The organism is Amaricoccus sp. (genome assembly GCF_017993425.1).
Taxonomy (GTDB): Bacteria; Pseudomonadota; Alphaproteobacteria; order Rhodobacterales; family Rhodobacteraceae; genus Amaricoccus.
The window spans coordinates 44258-60958 of the sequence record NZ_JAGOMQ010000013.1 but is presented as its reverse complement, the minus strand read 5'-3'; the positions used below and the strand labels follow the sequence as shown (position 1 = coordinate 60958).

19 protein-coding genes are annotated in these 16701 nt (G+C 72.8%); 7 read left to right on the top strand and 12 right to left on the bottom strand.

Going from position 1 to position 16701, the window contains the following annotated elements; all coding sequences use genetic code 11:
• Nucleotides 1–79: 79 nt before the first annotated feature.
• The 5 genes from KBB57_RS08240 to KBB57_RS08220 form a co-directional block, all read right to left on the bottom strand.
• Nucleotides 80–1009: an FAD-binding protein gene (locus KBB57_RS08240; RefSeq protein WP_290748559.1), complete on the bottom strand. Its 930-nt coding sequence runs from the start codon at nt 1007–1009 to the stop codon at nt 80–82.
• Nucleotides 1009–1770 (bottom strand): electron transfer flavoprotein subunit beta/FixA family protein, encoded by a 762-nt coding sequence (locus KBB57_RS08235; RefSeq protein WP_290748556.1) that lies wholly within the window; start codon nt 1768–1770, stop codon nt 1009–1011. The genes KBB57_RS08240 and KBB57_RS08235 overlap by 1 nt, the downstream gene beginning before the upstream one ends.
• A gap of 89 nt (nt 1771–1859) precedes the next feature.
• On the bottom strand, nt 1860–2513 hold the full coding sequence (locus tag KBB57_RS08230) for a hemolysin III family protein (protein ID WP_290748554.1): 654 nt from the start codon (nt 2511–2513) through the stop codon (nt 1860–1862).
• 156 nt (nt 2514–2669) lie between these two features.
• Nucleotides 2670–3242, bottom strand: coding sequence for a cob(I)yrinic acid a,c-diamide adenosyltransferase (locus KBB57_RS08225; RefSeq protein ID WP_290748551.1), 573 nt, complete (start codon nt 3240–3242; stop codon nt 2670–2672).
• A 2-nt stretch (nt 3243–3244) separates the two neighbouring features.
• The gene (locus KBB57_RS08220; RefSeq protein ID WP_290748549.1) at nt 3245–3451 is read right to left on the bottom strand and encodes a twin transmembrane helix small protein; all 207 of its coding nucleotides are present in this window, start codon (nt 3449–3451) and stop codon (nt 3245–3247) included.
• A gap of 347 nt (nt 3452–3798) precedes the next feature.
• Here KBB57_RS08220 and KBB57_RS08215 point away from each other — a divergent pair, with 347 nt between their 5' ends.
• The 4 genes from KBB57_RS08215 to KBB57_RS08200 all read left to right on the top strand — a co-directional run bounded on the left by KBB57_RS08215 (nt 3799) and on the right by KBB57_RS08200 (nt 6807).
• Entirely contained in the window at nt 3799–4107 is a 309-nt protein-coding gene (locus KBB57_RS08215) for a DUF3303 family protein (protein WP_290748548.1), read from the top strand.
• A gap of 133 nt (nt 4108–4240) precedes the next feature.
• Nucleotides 4241–5026, top strand: a complete 786-nt coding sequence (surE, locus tag KBB57_RS08210) for a 5'/3'-nucleotidase SurE (protein ID WP_290748546.1) — start codon at nt 4241–4243, stop codon at nt 5024–5026.
• Between the two features lie 4 nt (nt 5027–5030).
• Nucleotides 5031–5678, top strand: a complete 648-nt coding sequence (locus KBB57_RS08205; protein WP_290748544.1) for a protein-L-isoaspartate(D-aspartate) O-methyltransferase — start codon at nt 5031–5033, stop codon at nt 5676–5678.
• A gap of 28 nt (nt 5679–5706) precedes the next feature.
• Nucleotides 5707–6807, top strand: coding sequence for a LysM peptidoglycan-binding domain-containing protein (locus KBB57_RS08200; protein WP_290748542.1), 1101 nt, complete (start codon nt 5707–5709; stop codon nt 6805–6807).
• Nucleotides 6808–6851: 44 nt separating this feature from the next.
• On the opposite strand, the gene KBB57_RS08195 is transcribed toward KBB57_RS08200, so the two are convergent.
• The gene (locus tag KBB57_RS08195) at nt 6852–8996 is read right to left on the bottom strand and encodes a M10 family metallopeptidase (RefSeq protein ID WP_290748540.1); all 2145 of its coding nucleotides are present in this window, start codon (nt 8994–8996) and stop codon (nt 6852–6854) included.
• A 478-nt stretch (nt 8997–9474) separates the two neighbouring features.
• Between KBB57_RS08195 and KBB57_RS08190 the strand changes: the two genes are divergently transcribed.
• From KBB57_RS08190 to KBB57_RS08180, 3 genes are all read left to right on the top strand, one after another.
• Entirely contained in the window at nt 9475–9687 is a 213-nt protein-coding gene (locus tag KBB57_RS08190) for a hypothetical protein (protein ID WP_290748538.1), read from the top strand.
• A gap of 185 nt (nt 9688–9872) precedes the next feature.
• On the top strand, nt 9873–10214 hold the full coding sequence (locus tag KBB57_RS08185) for a helix-turn-helix transcriptional regulator (protein WP_290748537.1): 342 nt from the start codon (nt 9873–9875) through the stop codon (nt 10212–10214).
• Entirely contained in the window at nt 10211–10687 is a 477-nt protein-coding gene (locus KBB57_RS08180) for an SRPBCC family protein (protein WP_290748536.1), read from the top strand. The genes KBB57_RS08185 and KBB57_RS08180 overlap by 4 nt, the downstream gene beginning before the upstream one ends.
• 103 nt (nt 10688–10790) lie before the next feature.
• Here KBB57_RS08180 and KBB57_RS08175 read toward each other — a convergent pair whose 3' ends face one another.
• The 6 genes from KBB57_RS08175 to tldD all read right to left on the bottom strand — a co-directional run bounded on the left by KBB57_RS08175 (nt 10791) and on the right by tldD (nt 16626).
• On the bottom strand, nt 10791–12413 hold the full coding sequence (locus tag KBB57_RS08175; protein WP_290748535.1) for an AMP-binding protein: 1623 nt from the start codon (nt 12411–12413) through the stop codon (nt 10791–10793).
• 66 nt (nt 12414–12479) lie between these two features.
• Complete coding sequence (gene dprA, locus KBB57_RS08170; protein WP_290748533.1) at nt 12480–13607, bottom strand: DNA-processing protein DprA; 1128 nt, start codon at nt 13605–13607, stop codon at nt 12480–12482.
• Between the two features lie 206 nt (nt 13608–13813).
• On the bottom strand, nt 13814–14146 hold the full coding sequence (locus KBB57_RS08165) for a hypothetical protein (protein ID WP_290748530.1): 333 nt from the start codon (nt 14144–14146) through the stop codon (nt 13814–13816).
• Between the two features lie 226 nt (nt 14147–14372).
• Nucleotides 14373–14816 (bottom strand): DMT family transporter, encoded by a 444-nt coding sequence (locus KBB57_RS08160; RefSeq protein ID WP_290748528.1) that lies wholly within the window; start codon nt 14814–14816, stop codon nt 14373–14375.
• Nucleotides 14816–15136: a cupin domain-containing protein gene (locus KBB57_RS08155; protein ID WP_290748525.1), complete on the bottom strand. Its 321-nt coding sequence runs from the start codon at nt 15134–15136 to the stop codon at nt 14816–14818. Before KBB57_RS08155 ends, KBB57_RS08160 begins: the two co-directional genes overlap by 1 nt.
• Before the next feature lie 65 nt (nt 15137–15201).
• Nucleotides 15202–16626 (bottom strand): metalloprotease TldD, encoded by a 1425-nt coding sequence (gene tldD, locus KBB57_RS08150; protein WP_290748523.1) that lies wholly within the window; start codon nt 16624–16626, stop codon nt 15202–15204.
• Between the last annotated feature and the right edge of the window lie 75 nt (nt 16627–16701).

Below are 16701 nucleotides of genomic sequence, written 5' to 3'. Positions count from 1 at the left end.
CGGGAGCGCCCTCAAACGGCGGCGGCCCCACGTGGTGGGGCCGCGAAAGGCGAGGGCCGCGGCTTGCGCCGCGAGGCGTTCAGCCGAGCTTGCCGGTCAGCTCGGGGACGATGGCGAAGAGGTCGCCGACGAGGCCGTAGTCGGCGACCTGGAAGATCGGCGCCTCCTCGTCCTTGTTGATCGCGACGATGACCTTGCTGTCCTTCATCCCCGCGAGGTGCTGGATCGCGCCGGAGATGCCGACCGCGACGTAGAGCTCCGGCGCGACGACCTTGCCGGTCTGGCCGACTTGCCAGTCGTTCGGGGCGAAGCCCGAGTCGACCGCGGCGCGCGAGGCGCCGACCGCGGCGCCGAGCTTGTCGGCCAGCGCCTCGATGATGCGGAAGTTCTCCTCCGAGCCGACGCCGCGGCCGCCGGAGACGACGATCTTCGCGCTGGTCAGCTCCGGCCGGTCGGAGGTCGCGACCTTGTCCTCGACCCAGGCGGAGAGGCCGGCGTCCGCCGGAGCGGCGGCGGTCTCGACCGGGGCGGCGGCCTGGGCGCCGGCGGGCTCGAAGGCGGTCCCGCGCACGGTCATCACCTTCTTCGCGTCGGCCGACTGCACGGTCTGCACCGCGTTGCCGGCGTAGATCGGCCGCTCGAAGGTGTCGGGGCCGACCACGCCGGTCACGTCGGAGATCACCATGACGTCGAGGAGCGCCGCCACCCGGGGGGCGACGTTCTTGCCGGAGGTGGTCGCGGGGAAGACGATGTGCTCGAAAGGCCCGGCCATCGACACGACGAGGTCGGTCAGCGGCTCGGCAAGGCGGTGGCCGAGGCCGGCGCCCTCGACGTGGACCACCTTCGTCACCCCGTCGAGCTGCGCGGCGGCCTCGGCGACGGCGCCGGCGTTCTCGCCGGCGACGAGCACGGTGATGTCGCCGCCGAGCGCCCTGGCCGCGGTCACGGCCCGGGCGGTGGCGTCGTTCAGGTGGGCGTTGTCGTGCTTGGCGAGGACCAGGACGGCCATCAGATCACCCCCGCTTCGGTCTTGAGCTTCGCGATCAGCTCGTCGACCGAGCCGACCTTCACCCCGGCCTTGCGGGTCGCCGGCTCGACGGTCTTGACCACCTTGAGCCGCGGGCTGACGTCGACGCCGTAGTCGGCGGGCGTCTTCTCCTCGAGCGGCTTCTTCTTGGCCTTCATGATGTTCGGCAGCGACGCGTAGCGCGGCTCGTTGAGGCGCAGGTCGACGGTGACCACCGCCGGCAGCCGGACCGCGATCGTCTGGAGGCCGCCGTCGACCTCGCGGGTGACGGTCGCCTTGTCGCCCTCGACCGCGACCTCGGAGGCGAAGGTCGCCTGCGGCCAGCCGAGGAGGGCCGCGAGCATCTGGCCGGTGGCGTTCATGTCGTTGTCGATCGCCTGCTTGCCGGCGATGATCAGCCCCGGGGCCTCGGCGTCGGCGACGGCCTTGAGGAGCTTCGCCACGGCGAGGGGCTCGATGTCGGTGGAGACGTCCGGCGCGGCCTCGATCAGGATCGCCCGGTCGGCGCCCATGGCGAGCGCGGTGCGCAGCGTCTCCTGCGCCTGCTTGACGCCGATGGAGACCACGACGATCTCGGTGGCGACGCCCTTCTCCTTGAGCCGGATCGCCTCCTCGACGGCGATCTCGTCGAAGGGGTTCATGCTCATCTTGACGTTGGCGAGCTCGACCCCGGAGCCGTCGCCCTTGACCCGCGGCTTGACGTTGTAGTCGATCACCCGCTTCACGGGCACGAGGATCTTCATCGGCTGAGCTCCCCCGGAAATGTTCGCGCTCTCCTACGAGGGGGGGCGGGGCCGCGCAACAGAAAGTTGCCCGCGGCCGGGGGGCGCGGTCAGGCGGCGACGCCGCGGAGCTCGATCACCAGCGCGGCGTAGACGCTGAGGCTCCCCGCGAGCACGAAGAGGTGCCAGATGGTGACGTGGAACGGCAGCCGGTCCCAGCAGAGGAAGGCGACGCCGATGGTGTAGAGCGCGCCCGCGGTCAGCACGAGCCGGTAGCCCTCCGGCGTCATCCGCTCGAGGACGGGGCCGCCGACCAGCACCGCCGCCCAGCCCATGGCGAGGTAGAGCGCGACGGTCAGCCCGAAGAGCTGGCGCGCCGACAGGAGCTTCAGCGACACCCCGGCCGCGGCGACCGCCCAGAGCCCGGCGAGGAACGGCATCGCCTGCGGCCCGGTCATCACCGCGAAGGGCGTGTAGGCCCCGGCGATCTTGAGGTAGATCGCCGACTGGTCGAGCCGGCGCAGCCGGTCCTTCCATTCGGGCGCGGGCGTCATGTGGTAGAGCGCGGAGCAGGCCAGCATGGCGACGAGGCAGAAGCCGTAGACCGCCGCGGCGGCGAGATGGCGCCCGGCGCCCTCCCAGACCGCGGCGAGCGTCACGATCGCCCCCGCCGCCGCCACGCCGAACGTCACGCCGGCGACGTGGACGACGGCGTCCGACAGACGCTCCGCCCGCGAATAGCCTCCGAAGTTCCTCGCTCCCATCGCCAGGTCCCGCCCGTTTGGCGGCGGCGCCACCCCACGGCCGCCGTCACTGATATATTACCTCGATTCGCGAAAAACCGAAGCGGTCGGTGACACGAAGTGGTTACCGGCGCCCCTGCGGGGGGCGCAGGCGCCGCCGCCGCGGGCGCCCCTGCCTCAGCGATTGGCGCCCGGCGTCCAGAGCGTGTCGGCGCGGCCCTCGTCGTTGGCGATGCGGGCGGCGACGAAGAGCCAGTCGGACAGGCGGTTGAGGTATTTCACCGCCTCCGGGTTCACGGGCTCGATCCCGGCGAGCTCGACCGCCAGCCGCTCGGCGCGGCGCGACACGGTGCGGCAGAGGTGCAGGTGCGCCGCGAGCGCCGAGCCGCCGGGCAGGACGAAGCTGCGGAGCGGGGTCAGCCGGGCGTTCATCGCGTCGATCTCGGCCTCAAGCCGGTCGACCTGCGCGGCGACGACGCGCAGGCGCGGATACTTCGCCGTGGCGTCGTTCTCGAGATCCGGGGTGCAGAGGTCGGCGCCGAGGTCGAAGAGGTCGTTCTGGATGCGCGCCAGCGCCTCCGCGAGCTCGCCGGCCGCGTGCAGCCGGGCGAGGCCGAGCGTGGCGTTGGTCTCGTCGACGGTGCCGTAGGCGGCGACGCGCGGCGCATGCTTCGGCACCCGGCTGCCGTCGCCGAGCGCGGTCTCGCCGCGGTCGCCGGTGCGGGTGTAGATGCGGTTGAGGACGACCATGCTCAGCCTCCGCGGCGCGAGATCCAGACGAAGAGGACGATCAGGATCACCGCGATGAACTGCAGGAGCAGCCGGAGCTGCATCAGCTTGTTGCCGTACTTGCGGTTGAACGCGCCGCCCCGGGCGAAGCCGCCGACCCCGACCACGAGCACGCCGAGCACGGCGAGGCAGGCGAAGGCGACGACGAGGAACAGCGGATCGCGGGCCATTGCGGACCTCCTGGCTGGGCCGAGGGGGTAGCGGAATCCGCCGGGGACGCAAGCCCCAAGGAACCCGGCGCGGCCGCGCCGGCCCCGCTATACGACTCTTGCCTTGTCCCACACGACGCCCGGGCGGTGCATCCTCATGGCCAATCGTCGCGAGGCTGTTGGACGAGGCCGAGCAGATGCGAACGGGCGACATCTCGATCATGTGGGGCGCGCCGGCCGCGGCGCTGGGAGAATCGCCCGATTTCCGGTAGGTTCGGCGCATTGGCACTCGCGTCTTTCCTCCGCGGCGCGCCCCGCGCGGGCCATTTCGCCCCCCGGGACCCCCGGCCTTCGGCAAGGAAGCCTGCATGAAGTACGTATTGACCTGGAAGAAGAAGCGTCACGGCACCACGGCGGAATACGAGGAAGGCCAGCGCCGCGTGCTGGAGCTGATGCGCGCCTGGCGGCGGCCCGACCGGGTGCGCATCCACGAGTTCGTGGTCCGCGTCGGCGAGCCGGGCGGCTTCGTGGTGTTCGAGGCCGAGAACCTCGCCGCGGTGCATCGCGAGACCGCGGCCTTCGCGATGCTGAATTTCCAGATCGACCCGGTGATCGACGTGGACGACGCGCTGGCTGCGGTCGGCGCGGCGATCGAGTGGCGCGATTCGGTGGTCTGACCGGGCCGCCTCCCGCCTCGGAGGGTCCGGCGAGGCGGTTCCGTTGACAGCCGGCGAGCCCTCGTGAAAAAGGGGAAGCCGTCGGCCGGGCGTGGGCTGCCTCCCGGGCGGGACGGCGACACGAGGGCCCGAGATGCGCATCCTGATCACCAACGACGACGGCATCAGCGCGCCGGGCCTCGCCGTGGCCGAGGCGATCGCCGCCGAGCTCGCGGGAACCGACGCCGACGTCTGGGTCGTCGCCCCCGCCTTCGAGCAGTCGGGCGTCGGGCATTGCGTCTCCTACATCCGGCCGATGCGGCTCGAGCGGCTCGAGGCCCGCCGCTTCGCCGTCGAGGGCTCGCCAGCCGACTGCGTGCTCGCCGCGGTGGGCGAGATACTGCGCGACCGGCCGCCCGACCTCGTCATCTCCGGGGTGAACCGCGGCCACAACCTCGCGGAGGACACGCTCTATTCCGGCACCGTCGGCGGCGCGATGGAGGCGGCGCTGACCGGGCTGCGGGCCGTGGCGCTGTCGCAGTATTTCGGGCCGCTCGACCGCGTCGAGGGCGACCCGTTCGACGCGGCCCGGGTCTGGGGCGCCCGGGTCTGCCGGCGGCTGATCGAGACGGCGGCCTGGGCGCCCGCGCCCTACGGGGTCTTCTACAACCTGAACTTCCCGCCGCTCCCCGCCGCCGAGGTGCGCGGCGTGCGCGCCACCGTGCAGGGCCAGCGCCTCGCGCCGACCTTCGGGGTCCAGCCGCATGTCGCGCCGAACGGGCGGCAATACCTGTGGCTGACCCATGCCCACGGCAACGGCGATACGCTGCCCGGCTCGGACTCGCGCGAGTGCCACGACGGCTTCGTCACCGTCACGCCGCTCCGCGCCGACCTGACCGCGCACGACCTCGTCGCGCCGCTCGCGGCCGCCCTGGAGTAGCGCGATGGACGAGGCCGAGCGCCGGATGCAGTTCGTCTTCGCGCTGCGCTCGCACGGCGTCACCAATCCCGACGTGCTCACGGCCATGGAATCCACCCCTCGCGACGCCTTCATCGAGGGGGTGTTCCGCGACCGCGCCTACGAGGACACGCCGCTGCCGATCGCCTGCGGCCAGACCATCAGCCAGCCCTCGGTCGTCGGGCTGATGACCCAGGCGCTGGAGGTGACGCGGCGCTGCAAGGTGCTGGAGATCGGCACCGGCTCCGGCTACCAGGCGGCGATCCTCGCCCGGCTGGCGCGGCGGGTCTACACGATCGAGCGCCATCGCGCGCTCGCCCGCGCCGCGCGGACGCTCTTCGCCCGGCTCGATCTCCACAACATCACCGTGGTGATCGGCGACGGGGCGCTCGGCCTGCCCGAGCAGGCGCCCTTCGACCGCATCCTGGTCACCGCCGCCGCCGAGGACCCGCCGAAGCTCCTGCTCGACCAGCTCCGCCCCGGCGGCGTCATGGTCCTGCCGGTCGGCCAGATCCACGCCGTGCAGACGCTCCTGCGCATCACCAAGACCGAGGCGGGGCTCGACTATACCGAGCTCGGCGCCGTGCGGTTCGTGCCGCTGGTCGAGGGCCTCGCACAGGATGTGTTGGACTGACCGGCACGCTCAAGATATGGTCGGACCCATGCCACGTCGCGCCCCCCTTCCGCTCCGCCGCCTGATCGTCGCCACGGCGCTCTGCCTCGGCCTCGCCGCCTGCGCCGGCGGCAACGTCAGCCCCTCGCCGAGCGCGGTGGCGAACGCCACGCCGGACGGCCGCGGCGTCATCACCTATGCGAGCTATCAGGTGGCGGTGGCCCGCGACGGCGACACCGTCGCGACCCTCGCCGCCCGGGTCGGCGGCTCGGCCGACGAGATCTCGCGGCTGAACGGGCTCCCCGCCGACTATCGCCTGCGCGCCGGCGAGGTGCTGGTGCTGCCCGACAGCGTGCCGCGCCCCGAGGCGCTCGGCTCCGCGACCGGCTGGACGCCCGAGGGCGCCGCGCAGGCGATCGACAACGCCCCCGCCCCGGCCGCCCAGCCGCAGAACCCGTTCAACCGCGGCCAGAAGGATCCGCTGATCGACCCGGTGCGCCACCGCGTCGAGGCCGGCGAGACGGTCTATTCGATCGCGCGGCTCTACGGCGTCTCGGTGACCTCGCTCGCCTCGTGGAACGGGCTCGGCCCGGATTTCGCGATCCGGGTCGGGCAGGAGCTCCTGATCCCCGTCGCCTCCGGCGCCAACCGCATCTCCTCGACCTTCGAGAGCAATCCCGGGACCGGCACCCAGGTGCCGCCGCCGCCGATCGGCGCGCAGCCGCTGCCGGAGAACGTCGCCCCCGGCGAGAACCCGGCCAGCCCCGACCTCGCGCAGTACCGCACGCCCCCCGGCGGCAAGCTCAAGGCTCCGGTGAGCGCCCCGATCAAGCGCAAGTACAACGCCGCCAACCCGAGCGGCGTCGGCTACGACGCGGCCGTCGGCACGCCGGTGCGCGCCGCGGCCGACGGCACGGTGGCGCTGATCTCCGAGGAGATCGGCGGCGGCGGGGCGATCGTGCTGCTCAGCCATACCGACGACCTGCTCACCACCTACTCGATCCTCGACAACGTCACCCTGAAGAAGGGCCAGCGCGTCGAGGCCGGCCAGGTGATCGGCACGGTCGCCGCCCGCGACAAGCAGGAGCTGCAGTTCGACGTCTTCCGCGGCGCCGAGCCGCTCGACCCGACGATCTACCTTGGCGGCTGACCTCGGCCCGTCGCGCGTGTCGACGCGCGACGGGCCTGGTTTTCTCAGAGCACGAAGTCGATGGCGCGGTAGTCGGACGCCAGCACGCCTCCGTCGGCGATCAGCAGCTCGAACTCGAACGCCGCGTCGCCGTCGCACTGGCCGCGGAGGATCGTGTCGCCGCCGACCTCGACCGCGATCAGCCGGCCGATCGCCGCGCCCCCGCCGAGGTGGAAGGCCTGGTCGCCGCCGCGCGTCGTGTCGGCGTCGATCCCCGCGAGGTCGATGCGGTCGCCGCCCGCCACGCCCGCGCCCTCGAAGGCCGGCGCCCGGCCGGCCTCCTCGCGCAGCTCGTCGCGCGCGCCCGGCCGCGACTCGACTGCGAGGTCGAAGTCGAAGACGTCCGCCCCGCCGCCGCCGATCAGCACGTCGCCGCCGGCGCCGCCGCGCAGCACGTCGCCGCCCGACCCGGCCGAGAGCATGTCGTCGCCCGCGCCGCCGATCAGCGTGTCGCCGCCCTGCGCGCCGAGGAGCCGGTCCGCGCCGCCGCCGCCGTCGAGACGGTCCGCCCCGGCCAGCCCCGACAGCACGTTGGCCGAGGAGTTGCCGGTGAGGCGGTTGGCCAGCTCGTTGCCGGTCGCGTCGAGCGCGCCGGCCGCGACGAAGAACAAGTCGTCGATCCCCTGGCCGAGGACGTGCGAGACATAGGCCGCCACCGTGTCGCGCCCGCCGGCCACGAACGGCTCGAGCGTCACGTCGCCAGAGTTGTCGACGTAGTAGAAGTCGTCGCCCGCGCCGCCGATCATCACGTCCGCGCCGACGCCGCCGTCCAGCCAGTCGTTCCCCTCGCCGCCCTCCAGCCAGTCGTCGCCGTCGAAGCCGACGAGGTCGTCGGCCCCGGCGTTGCCCACCAGCCAGTTCGCCGCGGCGTTGCCGATCAGGTCGTCGTCGCCCGAGCCGCCGAAGGCGTTCTCGATCAGCGAGCGCGTGTCGCCGTGATACTGCAGCGCGTTGAAGACGTTGCCCCGCGCGTAGCCGCCGTTCGGCCCGCCGCCGAGATAGGCGAGCTGCGCGCGGTCGAAGACGTTGTGGTAGCCCGGCGTCAGGTTGATCTCGAGGTTGGTCGCGTAGTTCGAGAGGTCGTAGGTGTCGGTCCCGCCGCCGTCCCAGATCGTCTGGAAGATCCGGTTGCCGCCCGGGTTGATGGCGAGCTGCCCGTTGACGAAGGTCCGCCCGTTCGACGGATCCCACGAGTAGCGGGTGTCGCCCGAGTTGATGCCGAAATCCGCCCCGTACATGTGCTGGAGCGCGGCGATGTCGTACATCATGTAGGACTGCGCATAGCCCCAGTCCTCGTTGGAATAGCCGCCGAGCCCGCCGCCCGCGAACGAGCGGTAGGTCATCACCGAGTACTCCATCGCGTCGGTGTCGAGCGGCAACTTGCCGTAGCCGCCGTCCTCGTGGCCGTGCTTCAGCCCGAGCGCGTGGCCGATCTCGTGGAGCACCGTGTGGTAGTCGTAGTTCCCGGCGATCGGCGCCTTGCCCGAGGGCCCGAACCAGACGTCGCCGCCGGTGACGCTCTCGGCCGGGTAGTAGCCGTAGGCGGTGTTGGAGTTGGTGTTGTTGCCGAAGCGCAGCGTGCCGGCGCCGCTGCCGTAGCCCGCGAAGTCGACGTTGAGGTTGGTGAACCCCTCGATGGAGAAGCCGTAGGCCCCGAGCATCCCCGGCACGAAGGCCTCGATCCCGAGCGCGAGGTGGATGGCGTTGGCCTGCCCGGCCCCGACGCCGGAGAAGCCCTTGAGGTCGTTCGCCGGATAGCCCGCCTGGTAGTCCGACACGCTGTCCGGCAGGCTGTAGGTGATCGTCGCGGCGTTCCACTTCGCGCCCTGCAGCAGCCCGTCGACATAGGAGACGCCGCTGCGCGGGACGGTGTTGATGCCGATGCCGGGCGTGCCCCGCTCGTCGTCGCCGGGGAGGTCGGGGGCGTGGCGCGCGTCGTCGCCCTGCGTCGGCCGCCAGTCCCGCCACGACGGTGCCGCCGCGACGGCGCCGGGCGCGCCGGAAGGCAGGCCGAGGTCGAGCCCGGGCCCGAGGTCGTGCCGCCGCTCCTCCGCCGCGGCGTCGGCGGCCGTCGGCGCGGCCAACATCCCGTCGTCGAGGCCGACGCCGGGCAGGTCGAGGAATGCGAGCTTGCGCGCAATGGCATGCATAATGAAATCTCCGGTTGCGTCAGAGCCGCCGAAATCTCACGAGCGCCGCGGTTCCCGCCAGTTCAGCAACTGTATCGCGGGACCCCCTTTGCGGCGCCTTTCCCACCCGCGGCGCCCCCGCCCGGGGCCGCCGCCGCGCCGTTCAGGGGCGTCCTTCTCTCCCTCCGCGCGCCAAAGCGGCTCCAAGGCCCTACCGGAGGTTGAGCCGCTCGGCCTTGGCGTCCTCGCGCCCCGCTCCACTTTCTGTAGCGGCCCGGCCCGATTTTTCCGCCCCTTGCGCGCGCCCGTGGCCGTTCCCGGCCCGATGCTTCGCGGCAAGCAATTCTCACGACGATATCTGCATTGAACAGTTTTTGAACAATTCCTGCCTTGCGCCCTGCGCATATCGGCCCTGTCCGTTCCGGCCTTGCTCACGCGATTCACATGGCCCATCTTGTCGACAAGGGAGGAAATCTAACCCTCAGCTTGGGAGATTTCCATGCAGACCATAAGTCAAGCCAACAACAACTTCCTCAACCGCCTCGGCCGCGCGCTCGCGCCCGTGGGCGCCTTCCTCGCCAGCATCCCGGCGGCCGTCCGCGCCGCCCGCCGCGCCGAGGCGATCGAGCACCTCCTCCGCCTCGACGACGCCCAGCTGGCCCGCATGGGCCACACCCGCGAGGGCCTGACGCGCTGGATGATGGAGGACTGACCACCCCGCGCCACTGACGCGAGCCCGGATGCGTCCGGGCTCGCCATGCCGGCAGGGCCCGGGCCGCTTTCATTGGCACCGCCGGCGCGCCCGGACGACCTCGGCCCATAAGACAAGCTCCAACACTTAGCTGATCGGCGAACTTTTCCTTGCGTCGCCGGGTCGCCGTCGCTATGCTTAGCCAAATGGCTAAGCATGAGCCCGACCTGTCCCTGCTGTTCCATGCGCTGGCGGACCCGACGCGGCGGGGGATGCTGACGCGGCTGGCGGCGGGGCCGGCGGGGGTGACGGAGCTGGCGGCGCCGACGGGGCTCAGGCTGCCGACGGTGATGCGGCATCTCGCGGTGCTGGAGGCGGCGGGGCTCGTCGCCACCGCGAAGGACGGCCGGGTGCGCTCCTGCGCCATCGTGCCGGAGGCGCTGGCGCCGGTCCGGGGCTGGCTCGACGCGCAGCGGGCGATCTGGGAGGGCCGGCTCGACCGGCTGGACGACTACGTGACGAAGCTGATGGAGGAACGCGAGAGATGACGCCCGAGCTCGACCCGGAGACCGACCTGAGCTTCACCCGCACGCTGGCCGCGCCGCGGCGCCTGATCTGGGAATGCTGGACCGACCCGCGGCACATCCCGCACTTCTTCGTGCCGGCGCCGCACAAGGTGACGGCGGTCGACATGGACGTGCGGGTGGGCGGGCGGTTCAACACCACCTTCGACGTCGAGGGGAACGTCATGGAGAACAAGGGCGTCTACCTCGACGTGGTCCCGGAGGAGCGGCTGGTCTTCACCGACGCCTATACCGAGGGCTGGAAGCCGGCGCCGGAGCCGTTCATGACGGCGATCCTTCTCCTCGCGGACGCGCCGGGCGGCGGCACGACCTACACGGCGATCGCCCGCCACCGCAATCCGCAGACGCGCAGGACCCACGAGGAGATGGGCTTCTTTGACGGCTGGGGCACGGTGGCCGACCAGCTCGACGCCTATGCAAAGGGGCTGACGCGGTAGGTTCCGCGGCGGCGGTCAACCGGCAGGGGGCCGGTCGCCGCCCCCGGCAGGAGCCTCGAAGGGCCCCCGGCTTCGGGCCGGGGCGGCCGGGCGGGAGCGGCCCTCAGTCGGGGAGGCCGGCGGCGACGGTGCGGAGGGAGCCTTTCTGGATCTTGCCGGTCGAGGTCTTGGGCAGCTCCTCGAAAACCACCCGGCGCGGGGCCTTGAAGTGCGCCATGCGCGCGCGGCACCAGGCGATCAGCTCGGCCTCGGCGGCCTCGGCGCCCGCCTTCAGCTCGACGAAGGCGCAGGGCGTCTCGCCCCATTTCTCGTCGGGGCGGGCCACCACGGCGGCCAGCGCGACGGCCGGATGGGACATCAGCGCGTTCTCGATCTCGATCGACGAGATGTTCTCGCCGCCCGAGATGATGATGTCCTTGGCCCGGTCCTTCAGCTCGATATAGCCGTCGGGGTGGCGGACGCCGAGGTCGCCGGAGTGGAACCAGCCGCCGGCGAAGGCCTTCTCGGTCGCCTCGGGGTCCTTGAGGTAGCCCTTCATCACGATGTTGCCGCGGAACATCACCTCGCCCATGGTCGCGCCGTCGGGGTCGACCGCGACCATCGAGGCCGGGTCCATCGGGACGACCTCCTCCTCGACGACGTAGGCGACGCCCTGGCGCGACTTCAGCCGAGCCTGCTCGCTCATCGGGAGCGCGTTCCACGGCCGCTTCCAGGCGCAGGCGACCGCCGGCCCGTAGACCTCGGTCAGGCCGTAGACATGGGTGACGTCGAAGCCCCGCTCGGCCATGGCCTGCAGGACGCTCGCCGGCGGCGGCGCGGCGGCGGTCATCACCGCCACCCGCTGCGGGAAGTCGCGGGCGTCCTCGGCGGTGGCGTTGATCATGAAGCCGAGCACGATCGGCGCGCCGCAGAGGTGGTCCACGCCCTCGTCGGCGATGGCGTCGTAGATCGTCCGCGCCGTCACCCGGCGCAGGCAGACGTTGGTCCCCGCCTTGGCGGCGATCGTCCAGGGGAAGCACCAGCCGTTGCAGTGGAACATCGGCAGCGTCCAGAGATAGGTCGGGTGCATCCCGAGGTCCCATTCCAGCGTGTTGCCGAGCGCGTTCAGGTAGGCGCCGCGGTGGTGGTAGACGACGCCCTTCGGCCGGCCGGTGGTGCCGGAGGTGTAGTTGACGGCGATGGCGTCCCATTCGTCGTCCGGCGTCCGCCAGGGCTGCGCGGGGTCGCCGCCGGCGAGGATCTCCTCGTATTCGAGCCGGCCCACGGCTGCGCCCGGGGCGGCGGGGTCGGCGATGTCGACGAGGACGGGCTTCGCCGCCGAGCGGGCGACGGCGTCGAGGGCGACGGCGCCGAACTCGCGGTCGACGAGGAAGACCTTCGCCTCGGCGTGGTCGAGGATATAGGCGACGGTGTCGGCGTCGAGGCGGGTGTTGATGGTGCAGAGCACGCCCCGGGCGAGCGGCACGCCGAAATGCGCCTCGTACAGCTCCGGCGTGTTGGCCGCCATCACCGCGACCGTCTCGCCGGGCTTCAGGCCGAGCGCCTCCAGCGCCGAGGCGAGGCGGCGGCAGCGCTCCGCGGTCTCGGCCCAGCTGCGGCGCACCTCGCCGTAGACGACCGCCGGGTGATCGGGATGGGTGGCGGCCGCCTTGCGCAGGAAGACGACCGGAGTGAGCGGCGCGTAGTTGGCCGCGGTCTTCGCGAGTCGGGCATGGGCATGCGGCATCGGCGCGAGCTCCGGGCTTCCTGTCGGCGGCGACGCTAGCGCGGGCGCGGCCCGCGGTGAAGCCCGTCAGGCGGGACGGCTGACCAGTCCGCCGGGATGGCGGGCGACGGCGCCGTCGAGCTCGAGCTCGAGCAGGGTCGCGGCGACCTCGGCGGGCGCGGCGCCGGTCTCGCGGATCAGCAGGTCCTCCGGCGTCGGGCTGGGGCCGAGGAGCGCGAGAAGCCGCCCGCCCAGCCCCGGCGCCGCGGGGGCGGGCCGGTCGGGCGCGGGCGCCGGCGGGCGGCGCGGGGCCGCGGGCAGGCTCGCCGCCAGCGCCTCCAGCACGTCCGCGGCGGAGCGCACCAGCGTCGCGCCGTCGCGGATCAGCGCGTTGCAGCCGGCGGCGCGCGGGTCGAGCGGGCTCCCCGGCACCGCCATCACCTCGCGGCCCTGGTCGAGCGCGTCGCGGGCGGTGATCAGGCTCCCCGACCGCTCGGCGCCCTCGATGACCACGACGCCGAGCGCGAGGCCGGAGATCACCCGGTTCCGCCGCGGAAAGTCCTGCGCCCGCGGCGCATGGCCGGGCGGCATCTCGGAGAGCGCCAGCCCCTCGGCGGCGATCCGCGCCGTCAGCGCGGCGTTCTCGGGCGGGTAGACGACGTCGACGCCCCCCGCCATCGCCGCGATCGTCCCGGTCGCCAGCGCCGCCTCGTGCGCCGCCGCGTCGACCCCGCGGGCAAGGCCCGAGACCACGACGAGGCCGGCCGCGCCCAGCTCGCGCGCGAGCCGCGCCGCCATGCGGCAGCCGAGCGCCGAGGCGTTGCGCGCCCCGACCAGCGCCACCGCCGGCCGCGCCGCCAGTCCCGGCTCCCCCCGCGCCCAGAGCGCCGGCGGCGGATCGGCGATGGCGGCGAGCGCCGCCGGGTAGTCGTCGGCCCCGAGCAGCAGCAGCCGCGCCCCGGCGGCGTCGGCGGCCTTTGTCTCGGCCAGCGCGTCCTCCCGCGTCGCCGGCGCATAGCCGCGCACGCCGGCCGCCGCGGCGAGCCCCGGCAGCGCGCCGAGCGCCGCCGCGGCCGAGCCGTGCTCGCGGATCAGCCGGATGAAGGTCGCGGGCCCCACGCGACGCGAGCGCGCCAGCCGCAGCCAGTCCAGCCGCTCGCGGTCCGAGCGGGGCAAGGCCTCGGGCGGGATCTTGGCGGAACGGGGCGCGTTCATGGCGCGAGCCTTCCCGCCCGCGGGTTAACGCGCGGTCAACGCCGGGCCGGCGCGCCCGCTCATGTCACGCCCCGCTGAACCCGGACGAGACGCTCCGGCCCCCGGCGCGGCGGCCCTGCCCGGGCGGGTCCTGCACCCCGGCCGGCTCCCCCGGAGCGGCGCCGCACGTCTGCAACTTCCCCGGTCGGCCAGCCCAGCGGCGCCGCTTAAGAAGTGTCGCGGACGGCTTTGAGGATGGCGTCGTCGCCGTGACGGTACTCGATCTCGATCTCCAGCGAGCCATCCTCCAGCAGCTCTGCGGACCCCGAGCCCCTGACCTCGTGCATGTCGTCGTCTCCCTCCCAGTCGAAGGAGACGTCCTGATGTCCGTAGGCGAGATCGAGGCTCGCCTGAAGCGCGCCGAAGGCGATCTCGCCGCTGCCGTCGGCGCGGATCGTCAGCATGGCTGGCGCGCAGAGGTCCAGATAGCCGCTCTCCCAGAGATCCGCCGCGACGATCCGCCAGCGGCCGATCAGCTGGCAATCCATCGGGGCGCTCATCCGGAGACGCCACGCCGGAGCTGCCCCTGCCAGCGCACCGGGTGGAAGCAGTGCAGCAGCCCCCGCAACGGCCGCCCGGACGGGACGTCCGACCGTCCCAACCGGGAGTAGGGATCTCCCGCCCTCCGATCCGAGCCCCGCATCGAAATCCCTTCCGTCGCCGCCGTGCCGACATCCACGGAATCACGCCATCAACCGGCCGGCAAGTCCGGCATTCGTCGGCAGACTACCGCCGGAGGAGCACGACGCCGCCAACGAGCAGGGCGGCGCCGAGGAGGCGCGTCAGGTCGACCGGGCGCTCGGGGACGCCGAGCCAGCCGAAATGGTCGAAGGCGACCGAGGCGGCCATCTGCCCGGCGACCAGGAAGGCGAAGAACGTCGCCGCGCCGATCACCGGGACGAGATAGAGCCCGAGCCCGACGAAGATCGCGCCGAAGACGCCGCCGCACCACGCCCACCACGGCAGCCGCCCCGCCGCCGCGACGAGGGGAACCGGATCGCGCAAGGCGAGCGCGAAGGCCGCCATGCAGGTGACGCCGACGAGGAAGCTCACGAAGCCCGACCACGCGCCGGAGCCGAGCGCGATCCGCAGATGGGCGTTCAGCGCCTGCTGCAGGACGATCCCGGCCCCCGCGAGCGCGGCGAGCGCCGGCAGGATCAGCGTCCGCATCAGAACCGGTAATCCTCGCGGACCGGCGCGAACACGTCGAGGACGCGCACGTCCGTGACCGCCCGCGCCCCGTGCTCGACCCCTCCGGGCACCACGTAGACGTCGCCCGCCTTCAGCAGGCGCGGCTCCCCGTCCACCACCAGCTCCAGCTCGCCCTCCAGCATGTTCACCACCTGCTCGTGCGGATGCGCATGGACCGGGATCGCCGAGCCCGCGTCGATCCGCCAGTAGGCGAAGGTCATCCGCTCGCTGTGGATGAAGCGGCCATGGAAGCCGGGCACCACGTCGTGCTCGGCAACGTCGGCGATGTTGTGGCTCAAGGCGCGGGCTCCTCCCCGGGATCGGCCGCCCAGAATAGGCCGTCCCGCGGAAAGCGCCAGCCGCGTCAGGTCGCGCTGCCGCCCACCGTCAGGCCGCCGATCAGCAGGGTCGGCTGGCCGACGCCGACCGGCACCCACTGGCCGTTCTTGCCGCAATTGCCGATGCCGGGGTCGAGCGCCATGTCGTCGCCGATGGCGCGCACGTGCTTCAGCGCCGTCGCGCCGTCGCCGATCAGGGTCGCGCCCTTGACCGGGGCGCCGACCTTGCCGTCCCTCACCCGGTAGGCCTCGGTGCAGGAGAACACAAACTTGCCGTTGGTGATGTCGACCTGCCCGCCGCCGAAGCCCACGGCGTAGATGCCGTCCTTGAGGCTGGCGAGGATGTCCCTCGGGTCGTCCTTGCCGCCGAGCATGATCGTGTTGGTCATGCGCGGCATCGGGATGTGCGCGAAGCTCTGCCGCCTGCCGTTGCCGGTCGGCGCGACGCCCATCAGCCGGGCGTTCTGGCGGTCCTGCATGAAGCCGACGAGGATGCCGTCCTCGATCAGCACGTTGCGCTGCGAGGGCGTGCCCTCGTCGTCGAAGGAGATCGAGCCGCGCCGGTCGGGGATCGTGCCGTCGTCGACCACGGTCACGCCGGGGGCGGCGACGCGCGTCCCCATCAGGCCGGCGAAGGCCGAGGTCTCCTTGCGGTTGAAGTCGCCCTCCAGCCCGTGGCCGACCGCCTCGTGGAGCAGGATGCCGGGCCAGCCGGGGCCGAGGACCACGTCCATGACGCCCGCGGGGGCGGGCTCGGCGCGCAGGTTCACCGTCGCGATGCGCAGGGCCTCGTCGGCGACGGCCTTCCAGTGGCCGGTCTCGAGCAGCGGCGCGAGCCCGTGCCGGCCGCCGCCGCCGAAGCCGCCCGATTCGCGGCGGCCGTTCTCCTCGACGATCACCGAGACGCTCAGCCGCACCATCGGCCGCGCCTCGGCGAGGCGGCCGCCCTCGGGGCGCAGGATCTCCACCTCGTGCATCGAGGCGGCGAGCGTCGCCGAGACCTGCACGACGCGGCGGTCCTTGCCGCGCAGGTAGGCGTCGATCTCGCGCAGCGTGTCGACCTTGACCGGGAAGCCCGCGTCCTCGAACGGGTCGTGGTCGGTGTAGAGCCGCTGGTTGGTCGGCCGCGGCGGCGCGGCCATCACGCCGCCGCCGGCCCCGACGGCGAGACGGGCGGTCTCGGCGGCGCGCTTCAGCGCCGCCTCGGAGATCTCGGTGGAATGGGCGTAGCCGGCGGTCTCGCCGCGCACGGCGCGCAGGCCGAAGCCCTCGGCGGCGTCGTAGCTCGCGGTCTTGAGCCGGCCGTCGTCGAAGACGAGGCCCTCGGAGCGGCGGCGCTCCAGGAAGAGCTCGCCGTCGTCCGCGCCGGCCGTCGCCTCGCGCAGCGTGCCGAGGGCGCGCTCGGGATCGATGTCGGTCTCGAAGGGGCGGAAACGCGGCGTCTGCGACATGGCGGAGGGGTTCCCGGAGTTGGGCTTTCGACGCCGGGGAGCGGATCCCGCGTCTTGTCCTTCGCGCCTCAATAT

Excerpts from the sequence above, each read along its gene's own strand:
- KBB57_RS08240 (WP_290748559.1), bottom strand. The coding sequence starts at position 1,009 with ATGGCCGTCCTGGTCCTCGCCAAGCACGACAACGCCCACCTGAACGAC.
- KBB57_RS08235 (WP_290748556.1), bottom strand. The coding sequence starts at position 1,770 with ATGAAGATCCTCGTGCCCGTGAAGCGGGTGATCGACTACAACGTCAAG.
- KBB57_RS08230 (WP_290748554.1), bottom strand. The coding sequence starts at position 2,513 with ATGGGAGCGAGGAACTTCGGAGGCTATTCGCGGGCGGAGCGTCTGTCG.
- KBB57_RS08225 (WP_290748551.1), bottom strand. The coding sequence starts at position 3,242 with ATGGTCGTCCTCAACCGCATCTACACCCGCACCGGCGACCGCGGCGAG.
- KBB57_RS08220 (WP_290748549.1), bottom strand. The coding sequence starts at position 3,451 with ATGGCCCGCGATCCGCTGTTCCTCGTCGTCGCCTTCGCCTGCCTCGCC.
- KBB57_RS08215 (WP_290748548.1), top strand. The coding sequence starts at position 3,799 with ATGAAGTACGTATTGACCTGGAAGAAGAAGCGTCACGGCACCACGGCG.
- surE (WP_290748546.1), top strand. The coding sequence starts at position 4,241 with ATGCGCATCCTGATCACCAACGACGACGGCATCAGCGCGCCGGGCCTC.
- KBB57_RS08205 (WP_290748544.1), top strand. The coding sequence starts at position 5,031 with ATGGACGAGGCCGAGCGCCGGATGCAGTTCGTCTTCGCGCTGCGCTCG.
- KBB57_RS08200 (WP_290748542.1), top strand. The coding sequence starts at position 5,707 with ATGCCACGTCGCGCCCCCCTTCCGCTCCGCCGCCTGATCGTCGCCACG.
- KBB57_RS08195 (WP_290748540.1), bottom strand. The coding sequence starts at position 8,996 with ATGCATGCCATTGCGCGCAAGCTCGCATTCCTCGACCTGCCCGGCGTC.
- KBB57_RS08190 (WP_290748538.1), top strand. The coding sequence starts at position 9,475 with ATGCAGACCATAAGTCAAGCCAACAACAACTTCCTCAACCGCCTCGGC.
- KBB57_RS08185 (WP_290748537.1), top strand. The coding sequence starts at position 9,873 with ATGGCTAAGCATGAGCCCGACCTGTCCCTGCTGTTCCATGCGCTGGCG.
- KBB57_RS08180 (WP_290748536.1), top strand. The coding sequence starts at position 10,211 with ATGACGCCCGAGCTCGACCCGGAGACCGACCTGAGCTTCACCCGCACG.
- KBB57_RS08175 (WP_290748535.1), bottom strand. The coding sequence starts at position 12,413 with ATGCCGCATGCCCATGCCCGACTCGCGAAGACCGCGGCCAACTACGCG.
- dprA (WP_290748533.1), bottom strand. The coding sequence starts at position 13,607 with ATGAACGCGCCCCGTTCCGCCAAGATCCCGCCCGAGGCCTTGCCCCGC.
- KBB57_RS08165 (WP_290748530.1), bottom strand. The coding sequence starts at position 14,146 with ATGAGCGCCCCGATGGATTGCCAGCTGATCGGCCGCTGGCGGATCGTC.
- KBB57_RS08160 (WP_290748528.1), bottom strand. The coding sequence starts at position 14,816 with ATGCGGACGCTGATCCTGCCGGCGCTCGCCGCGCTCGCGGGGGCCGGG.
- tldD (WP_290748523.1), bottom strand. The coding sequence starts at position 16,626 with ATGTCGCAGACGCCGCGTTTCCGCCCCTTCGAGACCGACATCGATCCC.